24 protein-coding genes and 2 tRNA genes are annotated in these 24,013 nt (G+C 60.3%); 12 read left to right on the top strand and 14 right to left on the bottom strand.

The genetic code is table 11. The features are described from left to right. Positions 1-19: 19 nt before the first annotated feature. Together ygfZ and JDEN_RS02205 are read right to left on the bottom strand one after the other, a co-directional pair. Positions 20-1,189 carry a CAF17-like 4Fe-4S cluster assembly/insertion protein YgfZ gene (gene ygfZ, locus JDEN_RS02210; RefSeq protein WP_015770738.1) on the bottom strand — a complete coding sequence of 390 codons (1,170 nt, stop codon included), beginning with the start codon at positions 1,187-1,189 and terminating at the stop codon, positions 20-22. Then, positions 1,182-1,766 (bottom strand): heme-binding beta-barrel domain-containing protein, encoded by a 585-nt coding sequence (locus tag JDEN_RS02205; protein ID WP_015770737.1) that lies wholly within the window; start codon positions 1,764-1,766, stop codon positions 1,182-1,184. Before JDEN_RS02205 ends, ygfZ begins: the two co-directional genes overlap by 8 nt. A 154-nt stretch (positions 1,767-1,920) precedes the next feature. Between JDEN_RS02205 and JDEN_RS02200 the strand changes: the two genes are divergently transcribed. Then, entirely contained in the window at positions 1,921-2,280 is a 360-nt protein-coding gene (locus JDEN_RS02200) for a DsrE family protein (protein WP_015770735.1), read from the top strand. A 42-nt stretch (positions 2,281-2,322) separates the two neighbouring features. On the opposite strand, the gene JDEN_RS02195 is transcribed toward JDEN_RS02200, so the two are convergent. Next, positions 2,323-3,051 carry a hypothetical protein gene (locus tag JDEN_RS02195; protein ID WP_041287784.1) on the bottom strand — a complete coding sequence of 243 codons (729 nt, stop codon included), beginning with the start codon at positions 3,049-3,051 and terminating at the stop codon, positions 2,323-2,325. A 161-nt stretch (positions 3,052-3,212) separates the two neighbouring features. On the opposite strand from JDEN_RS02195, the gene JDEN_RS02190 reads away from it, so the two are divergent. Then, entirely contained in the window at positions 3,213-3,944 is a 732-nt protein-coding gene (locus JDEN_RS02190; RefSeq protein ID WP_041288063.1) for a winged helix-turn-helix transcriptional regulator, read from the top strand. A 35-nt stretch (positions 3,945-3,979) separates the two neighbouring features. Further along, the gene (locus JDEN_RS02185; protein WP_105597302.1) at positions 3,980-4,891 is read left to right on the top strand and encodes an alpha/beta fold hydrolase; all 912 of its coding nucleotides are present in this window, start codon (positions 3,980-3,982) and stop codon (positions 4,889-4,891) included. Here JDEN_RS02185 and nth read toward each other — a convergent pair. Further along, positions 4,853-5,593: an endonuclease III gene (gene nth, locus JDEN_RS02180; RefSeq protein WP_015770731.1), complete on the bottom strand. Its 741-nt coding sequence runs from the start codon at positions 5,591-5,593 to the stop codon at positions 4,853-4,855. The genes JDEN_RS02185 and nth overlap by 39 nt on opposite strands. 136 nt (positions 5,594-5,729) lie before the next feature. Here nth and JDEN_RS02175 point away from each other — a divergent pair, with 136 nt between their 5' ends. Beyond that, a complete protein-coding gene (locus JDEN_RS02175) occupies positions 5,730-6,122 on the top strand; it encodes a hypothetical protein (protein WP_015770730.1) in 393 nt (130 codons plus the stop codon). Positions 6,123-6,291: 169 nt separating this feature from the next. Continuing rightward, positions 6,292-6,927: a Crp/Fnr family transcriptional regulator gene (locus tag JDEN_RS02170; protein ID WP_049754501.1), complete on the top strand. Its 636-nt coding sequence runs from the start codon at positions 6,292-6,294 to the stop codon at positions 6,925-6,927. Positions 6,928-6,991: 64 nt separating this feature from the next. Here the strand turns inward: JDEN_RS02170 and JDEN_RS02165 are convergent, their stop codons facing one another. Together JDEN_RS02165 and JDEN_RS13605 are read right to left on the bottom strand one after the other, a co-directional pair. Then, positions 6,992-7,459: a RidA family protein gene (locus JDEN_RS02165; RefSeq protein WP_015770728.1), complete on the bottom strand. Its 468-nt coding sequence runs from the start codon at positions 7,457-7,459 to the stop codon at positions 6,992-6,994. Next, positions 7,459-7,623: a DUF4177 domain-containing protein gene (locus JDEN_RS13605; RefSeq protein WP_015770727.1), complete on the bottom strand. Its 165-nt coding sequence runs from the start codon at positions 7,621-7,623 to the stop codon at positions 7,459-7,461. The genes JDEN_RS02165 and JDEN_RS13605 overlap by 1 nt, the downstream gene beginning before the upstream one ends. 91 nt (positions 7,624-7,714) lie before the next feature. Between JDEN_RS13605 and JDEN_RS02160 the strand changes: the two genes are divergently transcribed. From JDEN_RS02160 to JDEN_RS02140, 5 genes are all read left to right on the top strand, one after another. Beyond that, entirely contained in the window at positions 7,715-10,069 is a 2,355-nt protein-coding gene (locus JDEN_RS02160) for a transglycosylase domain-containing protein (RefSeq protein WP_015770726.1), read from the top strand. Between the two features lie 3 nt (positions 10,070-10,072). Then, entirely contained in the window at positions 10,073-11,020 is a 948-nt protein-coding gene (locus tag JDEN_RS02155) for a metallophosphoesterase (RefSeq protein ID WP_015770725.1), read from the top strand. A gap of 109 nt (positions 11,021-11,129) precedes the next feature. Continuing rightward, positions 11,130-11,206 (top strand) — tRNA-Pro (locus JDEN_RS02150). 153 nt (positions 11,207-11,359) lie between these two features. Continuing rightward, positions 11,360-12,622: an APC family permease gene (locus tag JDEN_RS02145; protein WP_015770724.1), complete on the top strand. Its 1,263-nt coding sequence runs from the start codon at positions 11,360-11,362 to the stop codon at positions 12,620-12,622. A gap of 57 nt (positions 12,623-12,679) precedes the next feature. Then, positions 12,680-12,753: transfer RNA gene (locus JDEN_RS02140), tRNA-Pro, on the top strand. A gap of 116 nt (positions 12,754-12,869) precedes the next feature. Here the strand turns inward: JDEN_RS02140 and JDEN_RS02135 are convergent. The 7 genes from JDEN_RS02135 to JDEN_RS02105 form a co-directional block, all read right to left on the bottom strand. Continuing rightward, complete coding sequence (locus JDEN_RS02135) at positions 12,870-13,940, bottom strand: hypothetical protein (protein WP_015770723.1); 1,071 nt, start codon at positions 13,938-13,940, stop codon at positions 12,870-12,872. Positions 13,941-14,006: 66 nt separating this feature from the next. Next, positions 14,007-15,035, bottom strand: a complete 1,029-nt coding sequence (locus tag JDEN_RS02130) for an ABC transporter substrate-binding protein (protein ID WP_015770722.1) — start codon at positions 15,033-15,035, stop codon at positions 14,007-14,009. Between the two features lie 27 nt (positions 15,036-15,062). Continuing rightward, positions 15,063-15,920 (bottom strand): ABC transporter ATP-binding protein, encoded by an 858-nt coding sequence (locus JDEN_RS02125; protein ID WP_015770721.1) that lies wholly within the window; start codon positions 15,918-15,920, stop codon positions 15,063-15,065. Continuing rightward, on the bottom strand, positions 15,917-16,984 hold the full coding sequence (locus JDEN_RS02120; RefSeq protein ID WP_015770720.1) for a FecCD family ABC transporter permease: 1,068 nt from the start codon (positions 16,982-16,984) through the stop codon (positions 15,917-15,919). The genes JDEN_RS02125 and JDEN_RS02120 overlap by 4 nt, the downstream gene beginning before the upstream one ends. Then, on the bottom strand, positions 16,981-17,988 hold the full coding sequence (locus JDEN_RS02115; RefSeq protein ID WP_015770719.1) for a FecCD family ABC transporter permease: 1,008 nt from the start codon (positions 17,986-17,988) through the stop codon (positions 16,981-16,983). Before JDEN_RS02115 ends, JDEN_RS02120 begins: the two co-directional genes overlap by 4 nt. Beyond that, positions 17,985-18,950 (bottom strand): siderophore-interacting protein, encoded by a 966-nt coding sequence (locus JDEN_RS02110; protein ID WP_015770718.1) that lies wholly within the window; start codon positions 18,948-18,950, stop codon positions 17,985-17,987. The genes JDEN_RS02115 and JDEN_RS02110 overlap by 4 nt, the downstream gene beginning before the upstream one ends. Positions 18,951-19,111: 161 nt before the next feature. Beyond that, complete coding sequence (locus JDEN_RS02105) at positions 19,112-20,206, bottom strand: 3-deoxy-7-phosphoheptulonate synthase (protein WP_015770717.1); 1,095 nt, start codon at positions 20,204-20,206, stop codon at positions 19,112-19,114. Positions 20,207-20,623: 417 nt separating this feature from the next. On the opposite strand from JDEN_RS02105, the gene JDEN_RS02100 reads away from it, so the two are divergent. Beyond that, positions 20,624-20,896 (top strand): hypothetical protein, encoded by a 273-nt coding sequence (locus JDEN_RS02100; protein ID WP_015770716.1) that lies wholly within the window; start codon positions 20,624-20,626, stop codon positions 20,894-20,896. A gap of 134 nt (positions 20,897-21,030) precedes the next feature. Further along, positions 21,031-22,854: a methyl-accepting chemotaxis protein gene (locus JDEN_RS13785; protein ID WP_049754401.1), complete on the top strand. Its 1,824-nt coding sequence runs from the start codon at positions 21,031-21,033 to the stop codon at positions 22,852-22,854. Positions 22,855-22,944: 90 nt separating this feature from the next. Here JDEN_RS13785 and JDEN_RS02090 read toward each other — a convergent pair whose 3' ends face one another. Further along, entirely contained in the window at positions 22,945-23,994 is a 1,050-nt protein-coding gene (locus JDEN_RS02090) for an aspartate-semialdehyde dehydrogenase (RefSeq protein ID WP_015770714.1), read from the bottom strand. Positions 23,995-24,013: the final 19 nt, after the last annotated feature.

Here is a 24,013-nt window from a genome sequence, read left to right as displayed (position 1 = left end):
CGGTGGGGACCCGGTGGGGTTAGTTGGGGCGTGCAAGTCCGGAGAGGTTCGTTGTTCCTCGTGCTTGTCGTGAGGTGGGGCCGCGTTCTGCTGGTCGGGTTGCTGCTTGCCCGTGGCTGGGAACGATGATTTCTTGCGCGGCGGTGACGTCGCCGCCGTCGCAGACAACGGTCAGTGCTGCGTCGTCGGGGGTGGCGCGTTTGATGACGGCGAGCGCGATGGGACCGTTGTCGTGGTGTCGTGCTACTGAGGTGACGTGCCCGATGTCTCTGCCTTCGAGGTGGACCGGTGCCCCTGGTTCGGGGATGAAGTGACCGGAGCCGTCCAGGTGGAGCATGACGAGTCGGCGTGGTGGGCGGCCAAGGTTGTGGACGCGGGCGATTGTTTCTTGTCCTCGGTAGCATCCTTTGTGCAGGTGGACTGCTGTGCGCAACCAGTCGAGTTCGTGGGGGATGGTGCGGTGGTCGACTTCGGTGGCGAGGCGTGGGCGCCATGCTGCGATGCGGATCGCTTCGGTGGCCCATGTTCCTGCGAGGGTCCATCCGCTGTGTTGGCGTTGCCGGATTTCGTCGGCGAGGTCGGTTCGTGGGATGAGGACGAGTCGCCATGGACGGTCAGTGCCGGCGTGGTCGGGGGCGTCTGGTCCGTATCGGGTTCCGCCGTCAAGGACGGTGGGCCATGGGTCATTCCATGCGAGGGGTTCACCGTCTTGTGATTCGGCGTTGATTGCTTCGCCGAGTAGTGCCCACTGGTCGGTGACGTCGCTGACGGTGACGCGCATTGCAAAGCGCATGGAGTCGAGCCAGGTGGTGAGGTCGTGGGCGTGGGAGGGTTCGGTGATGAGCCAGGTGGTGTCGCCGTCGTCGACGACTGCAGCACTGTGTTCGAGGTGTCCTTTGGGGGACATGACCAGGAGTTCGGTGGAGGTGCGTGGGGCGAGGGTGGTGAGTTCTTGGGATGTGATGGAGTTCAACCAGGAGCGCCGGTCTGGGCCTGTGACGGCGATGATGTGGAGGTGGGATTGGTCCACGACGGCTTGTCCGCGTTCCAGGGCACGTTGTTCGGTCACTGGGTCACCGTAATGCCAGGCGACTCCGGTGTCGGGTCCTGCTGCGGGGACAGCTCCGGGCCACGCCAGGAGTGGGCTGCGCCACTGGGTGGGTTCTGCGGGTGTGGTGGGTTCAGTCATGGTCTACCCGGTTCAGAGTTGCAGAAACGTAAGACTGCAGGGGGTGACCGAAGGCGGCCAGGGAGTGCACCCACATGAGTTGCCCGTTAACGCTGCCGTACATGCGTTGGGAGGCGGACACTTCGGTGGCGGTGGCGGTGCGGGCGATGAGGTCAGAGACGAGCTGGATTTTTCCGTCACCGGCTGCACCCAGGTACACCGACACGCGTCCGGCGGGGTCGGCGAGGAGAACTTCCAGGGAGGTTTGCCCGTCGGGCACGCCTTCGTGGGGTTGTGGCGCAACCCGCCAGTACCCGGTTTCCGTTGACCAAAACACACTGTCGTGGTTGTTTGGCGTGGATTGTGGGGCGGGAAGGGTTCCGGGTTCTGGGACGGTTGGTGTGTGGTCTGGGGTGAGTCTGATGGTTGATTCGTACCTCAGATACGGTCCGCCATCGTGGTCGAACACGACACGTTGGGTAAACCCTGAGGCGTCTATGCCTGGGTAGTCCACAACACCGTCGCCTTGCCAGGTTCCCACTAACCAGGCGAGTGGGTATATTTCTGGGGCGAGTCCGTCAGGAAATGCGAAAGCCACTGTCAGCGTTGTCCCTTAAAGAGTTTGTACACGACGTAGCCTGCGAACCATGCGATCGTGATGGTGACCACCACAAGTAAACCGATGAAGAAACCTTCTAGTACTTTGATGTCGACGTCCATGCGACCCAGTCTAGACGAACAACGGAGCCAATATGTCCTCACTCACTATCCAATTAACTGCGGGTGCTCGTGATCCGGAACGTGCCGCTCAGGCGGTCACGGTTGCGGCCGCTGCTGTGGTGTCGGGGGTGGAGGTGTCACTGTGGTTGTCGGGGGATGCGGTGAGTTTTGCCACCGTGGATGGTGGCGGTGTTGTGTTCCCGCCGGCTTACTCGCCGTGGGCGGAGCTCGGACCACTACTTTTCGATGCGGCACAGGTTTCTGTGTGCGTGCAAAGTCTCAGCACTCATGGGGTGGATGCGGCGGATCTTGCGCCGGGCGTGCGGGTCGCGGGGGCCGCATCGTTGGTCAGTGAGATCATTGCCCCGGATACACGGGTGTTGGTCTACTGACGGGGCCGCACACCGCCGGCTTTGCGGCGGTGTGGATCACGGTTACAGCAGGATTTGGCCGACAACGTAGGCCATCATCCCGGCAACTGACAGCGGCAGCATCACCACAGACCAGGCTGCCCGTCGGCTGCGTAATTCTGGGAAGCGGTCAAACAACACCTGCAGTGATCCCACGATGACCCCAGCAAGGACACCAATGCTGACCCCTGACATCCAAGTGAGGTCCGGCATCACGGTGGACACCACGACCGCCGCGACGGTCGCTGCTCCTACTGATGCAAGGAGCGCGAGTGATCCGCGCATCGAGGTTGCCGCCACAGCGGAAGCAACAACTAATCCCACCGCGCAGGCCACGACGAGTTCTACACCGCCGTCAAGGCGGTAGGTGGCAAGCCAGGCCCCGGAGGACACACCGACCACAATGCCGGTCACTGTTCCCATGAGCGAATCGACAAGGCGTAACCGCGGGTAGGGGCGCAACATTTCGGCCACAAAAGCAAGCAGCACCCCCATGGCAAGAACCAGTGGGAGGAACTGCAGACGGGGGGCTTCAGGGGTCGCCCACACGACAGCTAACCCGCCCAGCGACGACAAAATCACCGCGAGAGTGGACCCGCCAGAGGGGAGACGAAGCAGGGGCCCCCACCCTAAGGCGAAGAAAAAAATGATCAACGCCAACACGCCCAAGAACGGGAGCTCACCAAAGAACGCACCCACAGCGAGCAGGGCAGCAGCGACGGCGGTGAAGACAGCCCGAGTAGAAAGATTCACACGGCCCAGTCTTTCAGATTTCCTCCACCGGGCCGAACCCACACACCGTTTTTCGGACAGTTCCCCGCAACAAAGCCCGCCACCTGTCATAATAAGGCGCAGGAAAGACACGTGAATCACACAGAGTTCACGCTGTATCCCCATTCATGGAGGTGAGTCCCATCGCTGAGCTGCTTCTCCTCACCGCAGCCACTGGAGGATCCGCACAGGTCCTGCCCGCGTTGGGGTTACTCGCACACAAAGTGCGCACCCTCCCGCTTGACGCGTCAGCGCTCGTGGACGCCCCAGAAACCGACGTTGTCCTCATCGATGCCCGCAAAGACCTCGTTGGGGCCCGCGCCACCTGCCGCATGGTCAATGCCACCGGCATTGATGTCCCGGTGATCCTCATCCTCACTGAGGGTGGACTGATGGTAGTCACATCCGACTGGGGTGCGGACGACTTCCTCCTGGATGCTTCCAGCCCAGCTGAAGTCGAGGCGCGTCTGAGGCTGGTGCGTGAACGCGCCACCACCTTGGAAGCTGCTTCCCACCCTGAAGAGATCAGCTCTGGGGAACTGTACATTGACGCATCCGGGTACACCGCACGGCTCCGTGGAATCCCCCTTGATCTCACATATAAAGAATTTGAACTCCTTAAATACCTGGTTCAGCATCCCGGTCGAGTGTTCACCCGGGCCCAGCTCCTCCAAGAGGTGTGGGGCTACGACTATTACGGGGGCACTCGCACCGTTGACGTCCACGTTCGTCGCCTGCGCGCCAAACTTGGGGTCGAATACGAACAAATCATTGGCACAGTCCGAAACGTCGGTTACCGGTTTGACCCGCCAAAAGACCGACGCACGAAAGAGGCGGAACGCCGAGAAGCTGAACGGAATCAACCTGAGGACTGACGCGCACACCGGCGGTGGTCACTACACTCAGTGGGGTGAACCGCGACTATAGTGACGTGATTATTGACGGTCCCTGGGACCATGAGTTCGTTTCCGCACATGGGGCACGCTTCCATGTGGTCACCGCTGGGATGGCAAACAGCGGTCCGCTGATCACACTTGTCCACACCACACCGTTGATGTGGTGGCAATGGCGGCACACGATCCCCGCACTTGCCGACGCTGGCTGGCGGGTCGCTGCCCTCGACATGCGTGGAACCGGCGCCTCGGATAAGCCACCAACAGGGTATGACCAAATCACCCGAACCCGTGACGTTGCCGGTGTGATTCGTTCCTTAGGTGCCAGTAAAGCCATTGTTGTGGGACACGGACTCGGAGCAGTCACGGCCTGGTCGATGCCGTCACTCCAACCAGCCATCACCGTCGGAGTTGCGGCACTGAGTGCACCACATCCCGCCCGCCTTCACGCATCACTGCGCACCTCCCTGAATAAACTGCCCTGGCGGCGTCTGCCGGCCCTCCACCTTCCCTCTCTCGGTGAGCGCACTCTCACCCGCCCAGAAACCATGTCACGCCTGTTCACAAGGTTTGGCCATCAGCCAGTGCCCGGCCAGGTCATCGACACGTACGCCAATGCCCTGCGCATCCCGTTCGCAGCTCACAACTCCCTGGAACCATTACGCTGGTACACCAAAGGCATCGCCGGACCTGTGGGACGCCGCTACCTTCAAGGGGTACGGACAGGTATCACCGTGCCTGCCCTCCAACTGCAAGGTGCACACGACGGGCTCCTGCGCCGCGAACTCATTGCTGCTGATTCCTCAGCCCTGTGCTCCAACTTACGGTTCGAAACCATCTCTGACGCCGGATTCTTCCTCACAGAAGAAGTACCCAACACTGTGAACGACTTACTTATCGACTGGTTGAGTAAGTCGTTCCCGCAATGAATCCGGCCCCTTCACCAAGCGCATAGCCCGAACCGGGTCACTCTCCCCCACCCCCGCTGACGGACACAACGACGCTAACGGGCACACCCCACACGCCGGTGTCCGCGCGTGACACACCCGCCGCCCATGAAAAATAATCCGATGCGACAGCATCGTCCACTCACGACGGGGAAATAACGCCCCCACCTGATGCTCCACGACAACAGGGTCCTGCGACTGCGTCCACTGCCACCTGCGCACCAACCGACCCACATGAGTGTCTACGGTGACACCGGGGACACCAAACGCATCACCCAACACAACGTTCGCTGTTTTCCGCCCCACCCCCGGCAGCGTCACCAACTCCTCAAGGTCACCAGGAACCTCACCGTGGTGTCGCTCCACCAACGCGGCACCAATACCGACCAACGAGGCTGCCTTCGCCCGGAAGAACCCCGTCGGACGAATAAGATCCTCCACCTCATGCACATCGGCCTCCGCAAACGCCAACGCATCAGGAAACCGGGCAAACAACGCTCCCGTCACGCTATTGACCCGCACATCAGTGGTCTGCGCAGACAACACTGTGGCGATCAACAACTCAAACGGTGACCGAAAATTCAACTCACACCGCGCATCAGGGTGCAGCCCTTCCAACGCACGACCAAGCTTACGAGCCCTGCGCACCAGCCCCAACGGCGGTCGATCCACACTCACCACCACGCCCCTTCACCTCGCGTCACCGCGTCTTGCCACAGCCTGCCGCACAGGTCGGTGCGGTATTCTCACACTAACGGATGAGGTCACCCCCACATCCTGTCCCCCACCCCCACACCCACCAAGGACACCCGGAGCGGACATGTCCCCACCGTCATTCGACGACGAACTCACAACGCTGAGCGACGCCGACCTCGAAGAAACACGGCAACGACTCCGCATCGAACTCTCCACCATTGCACACTGGCGCAGACTCGTCCGAGCACGCGTTGACCTCACCATCGCCCAAGCAACCCCACCCGCACAGCTCGGCGCACGCCTTCACGAGTTCATGACCCTGTCTGCGCACACCACAGCACAGATCTCCGCCGTGTCCGACAAGGTGCTCACCGCCCACACCATGTACTCTGTCACTGACCTACCCGAACTCAAACACTGCGAAGTCGCCCTCAGCGACTACGAACGTGCCATCCGGCGCGCACTGATGAACGTCACTAACGAACTCGTCGCCCGGCACACGCAACCACCGCACTAACGCCACATTGGTGTCAGCCCACAGCAAAATCTGACGCTAACAGCAAAACGCGGTACCGTGAAACTGCACACATCATGCACACTGTTTGAGGAATAAAGAATTTCTCGCTCGAAGGAAGTGTCCCGTGGAAAACGAAAACGTCGTCCTCTCCGCCCCCCTGTTCTCCACAATGGAGGACTCTGAGCGGCGCGCCATCCTCGCATCGATGGCGAAAGTTGAACTCAACCGAGGCGAAGTCCTCTTCGACGAGGGTGAAAACGGCGACCGCCTGTACATCATCGAAGAAGGCAAAATTAAGCTCGGCTCTTCCTCCGGAGACGGACGCGAAAACCTCCTCGCCATCCTTGGCCCAGGAGAAATGTTCGGTGAGCTGTCCCTCTTCGACCCAGGGCCACGCTCCCTGTCAGCCTCAGCAGTGTCCGACTCCATCATGTACGAACTCGAGCACTCCGCTCTCGTTGCGGCCATCGACGAAAACCCAGGCCTGGCTAGCCACTTGCTGACCGCGCTGGCACGCCGCCTGCGCCGCACCAACGAAGCACTCGCCGACCTCGTGTTCTCTGACGTGCCAGGCCGCGTCGCCAAAGCACTCCTAGACCTTTCCACACGTTTTGGTGAGCGCGTTGACGAAGGTGTGCGCGTAGCCCACGACCTCACCCAAGAAGAACTCGCCCAACTGGTCGGGGCCTCCCGCGAAACAGTGAACAAAGCCCTTGCCGACTTCGCTGGCCGCGGATGGGTACGCCGCGAAGGACGCGCCGTTGTTCTCCTCGACATTGACCGCTTGGAACGCCGCGCACGCTGACACGACTGTGATCGTGCACGAAGGGGCTGGCCACATCATGTGGCCAGCCCCTTTCCATGGTGAGTTAACTCTGCGCTAGCTCAACAACTAATTCCACTTCCACTGGCGCATCCAGAGGAAGGACAGCAACCCCCACAGCTGAACGCGCGTGTACTCCGCGCTCGCCGAAAATCTCCCCGAGAACCTCACTGGCGCCATTGATCACGGCAGGTTGTCCGGTGAAATCAGGGGCACTTGCAACAAATCCCACCACCTTAACAATGCGCTTCACATCATCAAGGTCGCCAATTTCCGCCTTTACCGCAGCAAGGGCATTCAATGCTGCACGACGCGCATACTCTCGGGCGTTGTCGGGCGAGACTTCTGCACCCACCTTTCCACGGCCGGGCAGTTCTCCCCCAACAAACGGGAGTTGACCTGACGTCCACACGTGATCTCCCGACCGCACTGCAGGGACATAGGACGCAACCGGTGCTGCGACCTCAGGAAGCGTGATTCCCAGCTCAACGAGCCGGTCATCAACGCGCCCCACTAGCTGTCCTCCAGCGGACGTTTCATGTAAGCGACCAGCCCATTTCCATCTGGTCCGGTGACAACTTGAACGAGTTCCCACCCTTCCGAACCCCAATTATCGAGGATCTGCTTGGTCGCGTGAATGATTAACGGAACGGTGACGTATTCCCACTTCTGAGCCATGGGTTGATCCTATCCTTGCTGTTACCAAATACGCACACACTCTCCTGAGATCACCCCGTCGCCACGCCGCTATGTCACGTAGGCTAGGACTATGCCAAACCCTGCTCGCGATGACCTTCCCCATGGACCGTCTTCTTCCGTGTCGGACTCACCCGGGCTCTTGTCTAGCTCGACCGCTCGACGCGCACCAGTGAACCCCTTTCAGGTTGCCGGTCTCATCATTGTGTTCCTTGCACTGTCGGTGATCGGGGGCGTCCTCGCGGCAGGACTAGTTGTCCCCTTTGCGGCAGGAGCCAGCACAGCAGCGTCCACAGCCACGGAAACGTTCTACGACCTGCCCACTGAGTTGGAGATCGACGAACCATCGCAAGCATCAAAAATTTATGCCCGTGATGGCAAAACACTTCTCGCCACGTACTACTCCGAGTACCGGCTCATCGTTCCGCTCGACGAGATTTCTGAGCACATGCAAAACGCTGTTGTGGCGACAGAAGACCAACGGTTCTGGTCTCATGGTGGTGTTGACGTGCGCGGGATCATGCGTGCCGCCAGTGAGAACATTCAAGGCAACATGCAAGGTGGATCAACGCTGACCCAGCAGTATGTGAAGAACGTCCTCATCCACAAAGCAAGCAAAGAAGGGGATATTCTCGCTGTCGAAGAAGCCCGCGAATCCACCCTTGAGCGCAAACTTCGTGAAGCAAAACTGGCGATCAACCTGGAAAAGTCGATGCCCAAAGAGGAAATCCTCGAGAACTACCTCAACCTTGCTCAGTTTGGTTCCAAGGTTTACGGTGTCGAAACTGCCGCGAACTACTACTTCAACAAGAGCGCAAAAGACCTCAACATTGTTGAGTCTGCAACAATCGCGGGCGTCACCCAACGCCCGTCCTCCTGGGACCCGTCAATGAACCCCGACGACGCGCAACGCCGACGGAACATTGTCCTATCCCTCATGTACCAGCAGGGGTACATCACCCGGGAAGAACACGACGAGGCAGTCGCAACTCCACTCGAGGAAACGCTGGACCTGCAGGAACTGCACAATGGCTGTGAAGGCGCCGGGTACAACGGTTTCTTCTGTGACTACGTGACCAAGTCGATCATCAACGATCCAGCCTTTGGTGAAACCGAAGACGAACGCACCGAAAAGCTCTACCGCGGTGGGCTCACCATTGTGACCACCTTGGATCCCAAGAAGCAACGCTATGCATACCGCGCCGTTCGTGATGGTGTCCCCCGCGATAACGCCAAGGGATTCGCAAGCGCAATTACCAGCGTTGAACCAGGCACGGGCGAAATCGTCGCCATGGCACAAAACCGCAGGTATGTACCTAATGCCACGAAGTCGAAAACCGCAACCTCAGTGAACTACTCCGCTGGTTCTTCGATGGGTGGATCAAACGGGTTCCAGGTTGGTTCAACATTTAAGGCGTTCACACTGGCCGAATGGTTCAAAGAAGGCCACACACTACGAGAATCAGTCAATGCGACCCGAAAGAGGTGGGTATCCAACCAGTTCAAAGCCTCGTGTGTAGCGCTGGGTACAGAACCGTGGCACCCGAACAACGTGGACGGTCTCGCTACCGGAAACATCAGCGTGGAAAAAGCCACGGCATGGTCGGTGAACACCGCGTTCGCATCTATACTCAGCAAGCTTGACCTGTGCAAGGTTGCTGACACCGCCTATGACATTGGTTTCCGCCCCTCTCACCCCAGCGCCGACGGCAAAGTCAAAACTGTGCCCTCGATGACACTGGGCATTCAAGAATCATCCCCGCTCGATATGGCATCCGCATACGCCACCTTCGCTTCGGGGGGCGTGTACTGCGAACCTCGCGCTCTGCTCAAGGTCACAGACACCAACGGTGAAGAGTTGCCCATTAAAGGCAAGAACTGCCGGCAAACCTTGAACAAGGACGTGGCCAACGCAATGAACTACGCACTAGGCAAGGTCATTCAACCCGGTGGTGGTGCATCAGCATCGGCACTGTCCGGTGGGCGCCCAGCAGCAGGAAAGACCGGAACCTCCAACGACAACTCCAACGCCTGGTTCATTGGGTACACACCACAGCTGTCCACCGCAGTATGGATGGGGCACCCAGACAACCAGACGATCCGCATGATTGGCGTAAACATCGCTGGGCGGAACTACCCACGTGTCTACGGGTCCACGATCCCTGCACCAATCTGGAAAACCTACATGGATCAAGCACTCGCCAAGGAAAGCAAAGAGGGCTTCGATCCTATCCCCGCGTCCCTACTGGGCAGCTACCCCAAACCCACACCGCCACCATCAACAGGTAATTCAGGCTCCAGTAACAAACCCGACTCTGGGTCCTCAGGTGGAAACACCAGGAACGGTGGGTCAAACAACGGCGGCGGCAATAACGGCGGTAGCTCCAACAACGGTGGCGACCGCGGCAACAGCGGTGGAGACGACTAAGAGATGACCACACGTTCACATGGCCCGGTTCGCCACGGCGTCCGGGCCCTGGGTGGGGCAATCGCGCTTGGCGCGGCCGCTCTTGCATACGCCCGCATCGAGGCTGAACTCTTCACCGTTCGCCGCTACACCCTTCCAGTCCTTCCCTCCGGGGCGCAGGAACTGAAGGTGTTGCACATCTCCGATCTACACATGACACCACGCCAAGGACGCAAAACACGTTGGGTTCGCGAACTTGCAGCGCTGGAACCCGACGTGGTCATCAACACCGGCGACAACATGGCGCACACCCACGCCCTGCCTGTTGTCCTTGACGCGCTAGACCCGCTTCTTGACGTACCAGGGGTTTTTGTCATGGGGTCAAATGACTACTACGGACCACGCATGAAAAACCCAGCACGGTACCTGCTCAAAGACCCAGAAAAACGAATCATCCCGCAGCCAGAACAACTCCCCGCCGCCGAATTAGGGCAAGCAATGAGCGAACGCGGGTGGCACGACCTGACAAACACCCGCTCCACCCACACCATCAACGGCACCCACATTGAGTGGGTGGGGGTTGATGACCCCCACATCAACCGTGATGTGTACCCGGTCAGGGAACCACGAGCCGCAGGGGCGTTACGTATTGGGGTGACCCACGCACCGTATCAACGCACCCTCAACGCGATGCACAACGACGAGTGCTCCCTCATCATTGCGGGGCACACCCATGGCGGGCAACTCTGCATCCCCGGGTTCGGTGCACTGGTCACCAACTGTGACCTTGACCGCGGGCGTGCACGCGGTGTCAGCGGCTGGCCGGGGCCCCGCCCTGACGAACCAGGAGGCGAGGATTCCTCCTGGTTGCATGTCTGCGCCGGTTTGGGAACTTCACCGTACACACCGGTCCGGGTGGCGTGCCGCCCAGAAGCTGTCCTCCTCACCCTCGTCCCCGCTGACGGGACCTAACCGTCACCCACCTGCTTCTGCGCTGTTCATCACACTGAGGCTTTCTTGGTGGGAGCACCGTGGCAGATCGGGTATGCTTGGACAGGCGGTTCACCCGAGGGTGAGTCTCCGGGGTGTGGCGCAGGTTGGTAGCGCGTCCGCTTTGGGAGCGGAAGGTCGCAGGTTCAAATCCTGTCACCCCGACCACATCAAAGGCCCGGCACATCAGTGCCGGGCCTTTGTCGTCTCTGATACGTTCTGCCTCGAGTGCCAGTCCCCACACTATTTCCTGCGCACCTCACCGCCATCGAGACCGCGTATGATGAGCGCGTTATTGGGCTTTAACGAAATGGGGTGTGTGTGTCTTCTCCGGCTCTTGCGCGACGTCTTGGCCTGTCAGGGGCCGTGTCCCTCGGCTTGGGGTCGATGCTGGGTGCCGGGGTCTTTGTGGTGTTTGGTCCTGCGAGCGCGACGGCTGGTGCGTGGTTGTTTGTGGCGTTGGGGTTCGCGGCGATGGTGGCGTGGGCTAATGCGTTGGCGTCTGCACAGTTGGCGGTGCAGTTTCCAACGTCGGGTGGCACGTATGTGTATGGGCGTCAGATGCTTGGCCCGGTGTGGGGGTATATGGCTGGGTGGGGTTTCCTGGTGGGGAAGACCGCATCGTGTGCTGCGATGGCGATGACGTTCGCAGCGTATGTGGCTCCTGCCGGGTGGGAGCAGGCTGTTGCTGTTGTGGCGGTCATGGTTCTTGGTGCGGTGAATGTGCGTGGTATTACGCGCACGGCGACGGTGACTCGTTACCTTGTGGTGGGTGTGCTGGTTGTTGTGGCGGTTGTGGTGGTGGTGTCGCTTGGCGCCCCTGCGGCTGGGGCGGGTTCTGTGGCGTTGTCGAACCCGGTGACGGTGTGGGGTGTGTTGCAGGCTGCGGGGTTGTTGTTTTTTGCGTTTGCTGGCTATGCACGGCTAGCGACTTTAGGTGAGGAAGTGGTGAATCCTCCGGTCACGATTCCTCGGGCGATCACGATCGCCTTGTCGCTGGCGTTGACCGTGTATGTGATTCTTGCGGTGGTGTTGGTTCGCGGGTTGGGCGTGGGTGGGTTGGCTGGTTCGAGTGCTCCGCTTGCTGATGCGGTGGTGGCTGCCGATGCGCGCTGGGCTGTCCCGGTGGTGGCTGTTGGTGCGGCGGTTGCGTCTTTGGGGGCGCTTTTGGCGTTGATGACTGGTCTTGGCCGCACTGCGTTAGCGATGGCTCGGCAGGGGGATCTCCCTGCCGTGTTGGCGCGGGTTAGTCCTCGCGCGCGCACCCCGTGGGTGGCTGACCTTGTTCTTGTCGTAGTGGTTAGCGCTCTTGTTGTGGTGATGGATGTGCGTGGGGCTATTGGTTTTTCTGCGTTTGGGGTGCTGGTGTACTACACGATTGCGAACGTTAGCGCGTGGCACCAGCACGGGGTGCACCGGCGTTACCCGCGCATCGTCTTTGTGGGTGGCGCGGTGGGGTGTGTGGTGTTGGTGGTGACGCTTCCGTGGCAGTCTGTGGTGTCAGGGGCGTTGGTGTTCTTCGTTGGTGGTGTGGTGTATGGGCTGACCCGACGCCGTTCGAGCGAACGTACTGACGGTTCGTAATCAAATTTTTGGTTGGGGCGGTGTAGGAGTATTATCGTCGGGTAGCCGTTTGGCTATCGGGGTGTAGCGCAGCTTGGTAGCGCACGTCGTTCGGGACGACGGGGCCGCAGGTTCAAATCCTGTCACCCCGACACTACAAAGGCATCTGAACCGTGACGTCACGGTTCAGATGCCTTTTTGTGTGCGGTGATTGTTGGTCCCTGAATCTCATGTGGACCACTTCAGGTTCAGACAGTGCACACCGGTGTTATGCGGATTGTCCAGCACTGACGAGTTCGCGTGTGGTGGTCTCACCAGCCAGTTCAGTGTCCTGGAGACTTTGCGGCGACTGGCGTGGCTCTTCCAGTACGGGGGCATCGATCATAGGAACCCCGGAGGTGATCAGCGCGCGCAGTGTTGGCACGCGCGGGAGGAACACTCGGTCTTTCTCCGGCCCGTTCCCTGGCGTGTGCGCAAGGACGTCAGCCCCAAGCTGGTCAAACAATGGTGCGTAGTGTTTCGCTGCGGACTCTGCAAGGACACCAATTTTGTGGTCCCCCGTCAGCACGGCAATCGCGTGGGAGGTCTCTGAGGAGTCATCTTCTCGACGCAACACATAAAACGGTGCCTGGTGTGCAGCGTCGTCCAGGTCACCAAAAGCATCGTCATCAAGAACAATGCGCAACTGTCGTTCAGGCTGATCACGCAGGTCCACGAATCGGCGCGGTTCAGGTTCCGGGACTGTCTCCCCCTGAGGTGTCGACTCCACCTCGGTGTCGACCACTGTTGCCTCCACCTCGGCGTCAGTTGCTTCTGCTGGAGGCTCTACGACCTCTACCTCTGCGTCCTCCTGCGGTGACGGCTCCGAGTCCTGCGGCACACCCTGCGCATCCTCGGATGACTCTGCGGACTGTGATGGGACAGGGGGCATAGGTGGCGAGGTCACCACAGGTGACACGTCCGCCGCAGGCGAGGTGGCTACCCCAGACAACTCCTCTGCCACCGTCAACGTGTCCGCCGCGGAGGAAGCGGAGGAAGCGGAGGGTACGGACGGGGCGGGAACAGGTTCTGTTTCTGGCGCATCGGCTGGTGTGTCACTGGTGTTGGCGGGGATATCCACGGTGGGTGTGTCATGGGGTTCGTACCGGTCAGGGCTGACCGTCACCGTGTAGGTGTCGGCGGCTTCCGGTTTCTTCCGGCGAGTCACCCCAACCACCACAGCAACAACGACGACAGCACTTACTCCAAGTCCCAGCAACCATTCCATGTGGCGAATATAGGTCAGTTTGACGGTGGTGAGTAGGTTCGAGGTCCCCAGACCGTTCAGCCCCTTGACCACGGACAACGGCTCCCCACACCAGGTTGGTGTGGGGAGCCGTCCATCATGTGGTTGGTGTGGGTGGTGCTACTTGTTGAGCTTTTCCACTGCTGCTGCGAGTTTCTCGGTGTATTCGTCGACTCCCCAGGTCAAGGAGAGTGCGGTCGGTGGTGACACGGAGGCGACCTGTGCGGTTCCAATAATGTCGGCGACGGCCCCTGTTGCCACTTGGGGGAGAAGTTTCGCCTGGTCTGAGGTGAGGAACGCGTCGAAGTTGTCTTGGGTGTCTGCGTACACCAGGAGGAGGTCGGCGTCGAGTTGGTCGAGCAGTTCGGGTGACAGGGTGTAGTAGAACGTGGATTCGCCGGTGTCGAGTTCCGTCACGGAGGGTGCGGACACGAAACCGAGGTCTTCGGAGAACTCTACGCGCGGGTCTGCGGGCAGGTACACGTAGAACGCGTCGGCGGAGGGCCACACTTGGGCGATACTCAGACCCTCAAATTGGGGGTTGGCTGCGGCGTTGTCGGCGATTGTTGCGTCAATGGTGGACAGCACGTCGGCTGCTTCGTCGGGGCGTCCAAGGGCTTGCCCGGTGATGGAGATGACGTCACGCCATGGGGTGGCCCAGGGCTGGTCTGGGTAGGCGACAACATCAGTGAAGGCGGAGAGGAGGTCATACTCTTCTTGGGTGAGCCCGGAGTAGGGTGCCAACACAATGTCTGGTTCGACGGCGGCGATTTCCTCAATGGGTGCTTCAGTCCCAGCGGTGAGGATGGTGGGCGTGTCGGCTCCAAGTTCGGTGAGTTCGTCGGCGATCCAGGGCAGGATGCCGTTTTCGTCGCCGCCGTAGGGTTGCGCGGGGATTGCTGCGGGAACAACTCCGAGTGCGAGGATCGCGTCGGCGGCACCCCACCCCCAGGCCACCACTGTTTGTGGTTCCTCGTCGATGACGGTGTCACCGAAAGCGTGGTTGATGGTGACGGGAAATTCCCCGCTGCTGGTTTCTTGCGGTGTGCTGGTGGCATCAGGGGTTGTTTCGCCGGTGGAGCACGCTGCGAGGGTGAGCGCAAGGACTGCTGCTGCAGTCCCTGCAATGGCACGGTTCAGTGTTGTCATCTGTGTTCTTTCTCGTGTGGGTTCACGCTACGGGGTGGACACGGTTGTGGGTGTGTCGGCGGGCTGGTGGGTGGGCGCTGTCGTTGCTGGCCGATGCGCAGGTGGCCCGGGCACGATCAGTGGCGTTGCGGTTACCGGGTCGTTGATGACGACTGCGTCGAGGGTGAATGCGTCGTGGACAGTCGTGGCATTCAGGGTGTCAGCGGGGGCACCTTGAGCGATGATGCGCCCGTTTTTCATGATGATGAGGTGGTCGGCGTAGCGCGCTGCGAGGTTCAGTTCGTGCAGGACCATGACGATGGTTGTTCCGCGGGTGGTGTTGAGTTCGCTGAGGAGGTCAAGGACTTCGACTTGGTGGTGGAGGTCGAGGAAGGTAGTGGGTTCGTCCAACAACATGAGTTGTGGGTCTTGGGCGAGGATCATGGCGATCCACACCCGTTGTTTTTGGCCCCCGGAAAGTTCTGAGATGGGCCGGTGGGCGAGGTCGAGGGTCGCGGTGACGGTCAGTGCATAGGTGACGGCCGCATCGTCAATGTCAGTCCACCGGGAGAACAGGCCACGGTGAGGGTGGCGGCCGCGGGCAACAAGGTCAGCAACGGTGACCCCGTCAGGGGCTGTGGGGTGCTGCGGTAGCACACCGAGGGTGCGTGCTAGGGCGCGGCGCGCGATTGTCTGAGTGTCAGTGCCATCAATGGTGACGTGACCCGAGGTGACAGGAATCAACCGGGCAAGCGCTTTGAGGAGGGTGGACTTCCCGCACGCGTTTGCGCCAACAATGACAGTGACTTTACCTGGGGGGATTGTCACATCAAGGCCGTCAAGCACGACCATGGCGTCATACCCAACTGTCAGGGCGTGTCCACGTAAGGTGGGGGCGCTAGTCACAGGGCTGTTCCTTTCGTGGGTGTGGCAAGAAGCCACAGCAGGTACGGGGCGCCGATCACCCCGGTGATGACACCGGTAGGTACGGCTCCTGCAAAAAGGTGTTGTGCGGCTGCATCACTGACAACCAGCATGAGGGCACCGCCAAGAGCTGATACGGTCAGTGCGTTGCTGCCGCGGCCAACAGTGCGCCGCGCAATCGCGGGCGCACACAACGCGACAAACGAGATCGGACCAACAACGGACACGGCTCCTGCCGCCAGGATCACGGCGGTGGCCACGACAACGCGGCGGGCGCGCACATCGGCGAGTCCTAGGCCGTTGGCGGTGGCGGACCCAAGTTGCAGGATGGGCAGTACCCGGGAGGCGTAGACCACACCGGGGAGGGCGATGGCGACAGTGAGCGCAACAATGAGCACTGACGTCCACGTGGAGTTTGCGACGGACCCCACGGTCCAAAAGAGCGCGGATTGGGCTTCGTTGATCTGTGCGCGTTTGATCATAAACCCGATGATCGCCGATGCGAGGAACGCGAACCCCACCCCGGTCAGGACCAGCCGGTGTCCGGTTCCTTGCCCGTGCCGTGCCGCCGCAAGAATGAGAACTGCGACCACGGTGGCCCCCATGAGGGCTGCTGCGGTGACTGCCAGCCCGGTTGCCCCTACCCCCAAGGTGACGATGATCGCGGCTACGGCCGCTCCCCCAGAGATGCCGAGAAGATCTGGGGAAGCGAGCGGGTTTCCCAGCAGGCTTTGGAGCAGCGCACCAGATAATCCAAGGGCCACACCAGCGAGCATGGTGATGGCAAGTCGTGGAAGGCGAACACCAAACAGAATGTAACTGTCTAGCTGGTTTCCGCCGCCGGTCAGGACAGCGAGGATGTCGGCGGGCGCCAGCGGGTAACGTCCCGTCATCATGGTGATCGTGGCTACGGCCACGAGGAGGATCACGGTGGTGAGGGTGACAACGGTGAGGCGGCGGTGCAGCAGCATAGCTGAGTGCCGGATAACCGATGTGCTGGTTGCTTCGGTGTGCCAGGTGCGGGGTTTCGTGGTCGGGGCGATCATACAGCGACCGCCTTTTTTGATTGGATGATCCACATCATCACTGGTGCGCCAAGGAAGGCGACCACAAACCCTGCTTCAACTTCGCTGGGTTGGGCGATGACTCTGCCGATAGTGTCGGCGATGAGGAGGAGGATGGCTCCTGCGGGTGCTGCGAGAGCGATCAGCCACCGGTAGTCGCCGTGGGCGACACCGCGAAGGATGTGGGGGATGACCAGTCCAATGAAAACGAGGGGGCCTGCGAGCGCTGTGGCGGAGGCGCTGAGGAGGACGGTGGCGCTCATGATGATGAGTCGTGAGGTGGTGAGGTTGTGGCCGAGTCCTTGGGCGATGTCGTCTCCGAGGGCGAGGGCGTTGAGTCGGGTGGAGGCGATCACGGCGAGCAGGGCACCGGCGAGTGCGAGTGGGAGGACTGCGGTGATGGTGTCGATTCCGCGGCCGGTGAGTGATCCTACTGACCAGAACCGGTAGTTATTGAGGGCTTGTTGGTTGGTGGTCACGATGAACATGGAGACGCTGGTGAGACCGGCGGTGAGGGCTGCTCCGGTGAGGGCCAGGGTGATGGGGTTGGCCCCTCCCCCGCCTCGTGCAGCGATTCCGTAGACGATGGCTGCGGCGAGGATGGCGCCGAGGACTGCCGCCCACACGTAGATGGCGGGGTTGGACCAGCCGAGGACGACAATGCTGAGAAGGACGGCGAGTGAGGCGCCTGCGTTGAGTCCGAGGAGGCCTGGGTCGGCGAGGGGGTTGCGGGTCAGTCCTTGCATCAGTGTGCCGGCGATGGCGAGTGCGGCACCGGCAACGACTGCGATGATGGTGCGGGGAAGACGTTGGGTGAGGACAACCAGGTGGGCGTTGTCGCCGTCGCGTGGGTTGGTCAGCGCCGCGATGACGTCAGCAAAGGGGATGACTCTGGAGCCGATAGCCAGGCTGAGGGTGATGGCGATCAGGAGTGTCAGGCTGAGGGCGATGAGGATGGAACGCCGTTGGGTGGTGCGGGTGATCATCCTTGGTTTTCCGCGCGCCCTTGCCGCCAGTATCCCATGAAGGCGACTTTACGGCGGTCGAGGCCGTGGTCGCTGACGAGGGTGCGGCGCATGGTTTTGACGGTGGCGGATTCTCCGGCGAGCCAGGCGTAGAAGTAGTTGTCTTCGAGTGCTTCGGGGGATTCCCACAGCAGTTCACTGTCGACGTCAATGTCTGTGAGTTCTTGGGGCATGGGTGAGGCGTTTGCTTGGAGGAGAGCGCTATGGCGGTTTGCCCATGCGGCGACGTGTTCGGTGAGCCCGTGGCCGTGGGGTTGGTTGTTGCGGGGCACCCAGGTGATGGTGACGTCGGCGGATGGGGTGAGGTCGAGTTGGTCGTCGGGGGTGGGGATTTCCATGATGACGTCGGCTTTTGTTTCAAAGGGCAAGGATTCGATGATCGATGCGATGGCGGGAACTGCGGTTTCGTCTCCGGCGAGGAGGAATCGGCATGCTCCGCCGGGGCGCCAGTCCAGTCCGGTGCGCCAGTCGGTGGAACGGTCGTCTGGGCCGATGAGGATGAGGGGGTCGCCTGGTCGTGCGGTCAATGCCCAGGCACTTCCCGGGCCTGTTGCTCCGTGGGTGACGAAGTCGATGTCGACGGTCTTTGCTGCATGGTTGACGCGACGGATGGTGTAGGTGCGCATCGGGCAGCGTTCGGTGTCTGGTAGTGCTCGCCAGGTGTGGTACCAGGTGAGGAAATCTTCTTCGCGGCCGGTGGCGACACAGGTGTTGAGGTCGCCGTGCGTGTTGGGGAAGAGGAGTTTAACGCGTTGGTCCAGACCTGCGGTTCCAAAGACGTCGAAGTCCTGCGCGGTGAAGGTGACGCGGGTGAAGTGTGGGCTGAGCGCCTGGGTGTTGACGACTGTGGCCGCGAATGGCCGGTACGCGGGTCGAGCTGTGCGCTCGGGCGCTACGTACTCGGGGGTTAAGACTGCGGTCATGGTCGCTCCTGACGTTGCGGCGCATTGTGGTGTGAGACTCACACCACCAAAGAACAATAAGGCCAGCCTAACCTCAGTGAACTGTGCGTCACAAGAACTTCAGGGAATTTCGCAACGATAGCGTGACGTAATATACGTCACGCTATCGTCGTGTCGCGCGGTCAGTCCTTCTCCGTGGCAACCACCTCACGGCGTGCCCGTGACGCTGCAGCCAACTCACGAATCAGTTGCTCTGTTGTGTCCCAGTCAATACACCGGTCAGTCACGGACAACCCGTACTCCAACCCGGTGGGAGCTGGCTTTTGGTTTCCCGCTTTCACGAACGACTCCATCATGACGCCACTGACCGCCTGTGACCCACGGGCAACCGACTGCGCGATCTCCCGGACAACCTCAGCCTGCCGCACCTCAGATTTTCCTGAGTTGCCATGCGAGGCATCGATGACCAAACGCGGCTCAAGACCCGAAGCGCTGATGACATCAATCGCAGCCCTCACCGACACATCATCGTAGTTCGGCCCGCTACGCCCCCCACGAAGGATTACGTGACAATCAGGATTTCCCACAGTAGACACCACAGCTGCACGACCATCAGGGTCAACACCAAAAAATGTGTGTTCCGCCGCCGCCGTAATACACCCATCCACAGCCGCCTGCACATCACCATCAGTGGCATTCTTGAACCCGATGGGCATCGACAAGCCGGACGCCATCTGACGGTGCACCTGACTTTCGGGATTCCGCGCCCCAATGGCGCCCCACGTCACCGCATCCGCAATGTACTGAGGTGATGTCGGCTCCAGGAACTCTGTCGCAGCAGGAACCCCACGCTCAAGGACCCCAAGCAGCACCTCACGCGCTAACGTCAACCCACGCTGCACATCGAAGCTCTCATCCATACCCGGGTCGTTAATGAGTCCTTTCCACCCCAGCGTGGTCCGCGGCTTTTCAAAGTACACACGCATGACAACAAGAACGTCCTCACGCACATCCTTGGTCACTTGCGCAAGCCGTTCCGCATAGTCCAAGGCAGCAACCGGGTCGTGAATTGAACACGGCCCCACAATGACCATGAGACGGTCATCAACGCCCGCCAACACGGCCCGAACTTCATCACGTGAACGTGCCACAAGTTCCGCGCTGCGGCCAGGCAACGGCAACTCAGACAACATCTGTGAGGGAGACGGTAACGGGTCTAACGCCCGAATACGAAGGTTCGAGGTATGGGGGGCATCCACCTGGTGGTGAACTGACATGATCTGGGGCTCCTTAGACAATAACGATGCTCTTCGTCATGCGCCGGACCAGCCCCACGCCAGTCAAGAACCCGGAGCGGCCACGTCTCATGACAAAGGGCCAGGACATTCCATGAATGTCGCGGCCCTGTGCTGGCTCCGGGTGGAAATGGTCAGGCAGAATCCTGCATGGCCCCACCGGGAGCCTGCATAAAGCGCCAATACCAACGTCCGGTCATGAACACACCGTAACACTGGCAGCCCGTTGTGCCCAGAGCCGAGGAAGAAAATTCCACCATCCGGGCAACCCAACCGTCACCGTATCGAGATATTCGCCAACAGCACACAATGGCTAGAACTCCCCTGGAATAACTCCCCATTAACGCCGGGGAACTGCGTTGTTACTGTTCAGGGGACGAGAAGAAAGGCACCGCCCCCATGCTCCACCGTGTCAACTGGCCCTGGGCCGCAGCAGCACTCTCCACGCTCATCGTATTCGCGCTGATCTCGGGGAACGCGCTTACTCACACGTGCACACCCACAGAGGCAACGACCTGTGGCCCTGCACCAGAATTGTCCACCCTCCTTGGATTAGGAATCATGGCGCTTTCTGGAATCGCCTACTTCCTCTACCGCGCACTATGGACACCCGACACTGATGTCCCCTCCACCGCGCCAGCCACGCACCCGGCACCACAACTCATTTACTAACTCCTGCGCACCGCCCGCTCCTGACTAGCCCAGGTCCCTCATTCTTCCCGTCGCCCTGCCGATATTGGTGAGAGGAAGGATCCACCGTGGGAGTAGCACGACCACTCCCGCTCGACAGGGAAGTCAGGTATGTCATGGCGAAGAAGCTAGGACGCCGCCATACACGCGCGCAAGGAACAACAGCACTCGCTGAGAAGGCAACGCCCCCGCCAAAAAAGCAACGCCGCCTCAGCCGCAAGTCACGCCCCACCCGCAACAAGGCGAACAACGAGGCCACTGCCCCTGCAGATGGTCCAATCACGACCGACGCTCAGGCACCCTCAACTGCCCCCCGCAAGGCAAAGGCCCAACGACCCCGCAAAAGCCCAGGCAAAGGCCGATACGTCAGCATCCGAGCAAAAATCCTTGCCGTCGTAGGCCTCGCCTCCCTGATCGCGATCCTCATCACCGTGTTCAGCGGAATGGTCTTTACCCAACTGTCAAACTCCACCCAAACCCTCAACGGGATTATGGGCACCCACATTCGAGAGATTGACACCCTCAAACAACACGTGTGGAACGCGCGAGTCAACGCCGCGAACATCACCTCCACCACAGACACCAACCAGCAAGCACGCTTCATCGCTGAGGTGCAAAACGGGTTCTCCGCGATTGACAGTCAAAGCGAGCTGGTCCACACCCTGTACGCAGAGATCGGGGAAGCCCCCGACGCACTGGAGAACTTCCAACTCAACTACGACAAATACCGTGACGCAGTGAACAACGAACTCCTCGAAGCAGTACGACTTAACGACCTCACCGCAGTCCAAGCCATCCGTAGTTCAAAGATCGTCCCCCTCGCACAATCCATGGTCGTTTCTCTGGACATGCTGCAAAAAGATGCCATGGAATTTGCCAACGGAGAAGCAGTTAAAGCAGAAAACAACGCACGGAACTCAACCATCTACTTCTTCGTCATGGCGGGAGTGGGAATTGCGCTCGCGATCGCTGCGACCCTCCTCATGGCCCGCCGGTTGCGCGCCAACGTGGACATCGTCAAAGAAGGCATGGCAGCGCTCGCCAGTGGGGACCTCACCCACGACGTCACCGTGACCACACGAGACGAAATCGGCGACATGGCAGCCTCACTGACCGCAGCCCAACAAGAACTGAAAAAGGTGCTGTCCGCTGTGGTCGACAACGCGACCCGCTCAGCAGAGATGGCACAAACACTCACAGCGTCCTCCACCGAAGTCGCCACCTCCAGCCAAGAAACCTCCAGCCAAGCTGGTGTGGTCGCCACCGCCGCCGAACAAGTGTCCGGCAACGTGCAAACAGTGGCGGCAGGGTCCGAACAAATGAGCGCATCGATCCGTGAAATCGCGCAGAACGCACAAGAAGCGACCGCTGTTGCCCAAACTGCGGCCACCACCGCAAGCAACACCAACGAGACGATCTCTCGACTTGGTGACTCATCGCGAGAAATTGGTGATGTCATCAAAACCATCACCTCCATTGCCGAACAAACCAACCTTCTTGCCCTCAACGCCACCATCGAAGCGGCGCGCGCAGGAGAAGCAGGAAAAGGGTTTGCTGTTGTGGCATCAGAGGTCAAAGACCTCGCCGGTGAATCAGCACGCGCCGCCGACGACGTCGCCCGCCGGGTCGAGGCTATCCAAGGAGACACCCGCAACGCCATCGAAGCGATCGGCCAAATATCCGGCATCATCGAAACAATCAACAACTACCAGCTGACCATCGCCTCCGCCGTGGAAGAGCAAACAGCAACGACCAACGAAATGAGTCGATCAGCTGCTGAAGCCGCAACTGGTTCAGCAGAAATTGCGAATAACATCACTGCTGTTGCACAGATCGTTGACCAGTCAACACACGCGATCACGAACATCAACCAAACCATTGAAAGCCTCGCTGATGCAGCACAACAACTGCGCCGCCAGGTGGAGATGTTCCGATTCTGATGGCCCGTCGCTGAGACCTCTTCACCTCAGCAGACAGCACTGGGCGGTCCCGATACCATCGGGACCGCCCAGTGCTGTGATACAGGTGCGTTACTGCTGTTGGGCGAGATGCTCCACTAACAACTCAGCGATCTGGACGGCGTTCAACGCCGCGCCCTTACGCAAATTATCATTCGACACAAACAACGCCAGGCCCCGCCCATCAGGAACAGACTGATCCACGCGGAGACGCCCCACAAAGCTTGGGTCCTTCCCAGCCGCAGTCAACGGGCTTGGCACATCAACGAGCTCCACACCGGGCGCATCAGCAAGCAACTCCCGGGCACGCTCAGGAGAAAGCGGACGAGAGAACTCAGCGTTGATCGTCAACGAGTGACCCGAGTACACAGGCACCCGTACACACGTCCCTGACACTGCCAACGAAGGAAGAGACAAAATCTTGCGCGACTCATTGCGCAGTTTTTGTTCCTCATCAGTTTCGCCACTACCGTCATCCACCAGCGACCCAGCAAGCGCCACCACGTTGAACGCAATGGGTTGCACATATGTGGTTGGTTCAGGCAATGTCACTGCTTGCCCATCACGGGCAAGAGCACTGAGGTCTTGGCTTGCACCAGCAGTAATTTGTCCAGTTAACTCCCGCACCCCGGCAACACCCGACCCTGACACTGCCTGGTACGTCGACACGATGAGACGTTCCAGGCCAGCAGCATCATGCAGTGGCTTCAGCACAGGCATCGCAGCCATAGTGGTGCAGTTGGGGTTGGCAATGATTCCCTTGCGCGCATCCTTCACTGCCTCAGGGTTGACCTCAGCCACAATGAGGGGGACATCGGGGTCAAGACGCCACGCAGAGGAGTTGTCGACCACGATCGCGCCCGCCTCAGCGAACCGCGGAGCATGAGTTTTTGACGTCCCCCCACCGGCGGAAAACAGCGCAATATCGATTCCCGACAGATCCGCGGTCTCAATGTCTTCCACGGTGATGTCCTGGCCACGGAACGGTAATGTTGTGCCCGCCGACCGAGCTGAGGCAATGAAACGCACCTGGTCCGCTGAGAATTGGCGTTGAGCAAGCAGATCACGCATCACTTGGCCAACTTGGCCAGTCGCGCCGACAACAGCAACTGTCACAGTCATGAAAAAGGTCCTTGTCGTG

The organism is Jonesia denitrificans DSM 20603, assembly GCF_000024065.1.
Lineage (GTDB): Bacteria > Actinomycetota > Actinomycetes > Actinomycetales > Cellulomonadaceae > Jonesia > Jonesia denitrificans.
The sequence above is the reverse complement of the archived record's forward strand: the minus strand, read 5'-3'. Positions and strand labels throughout refer to the sequence as shown.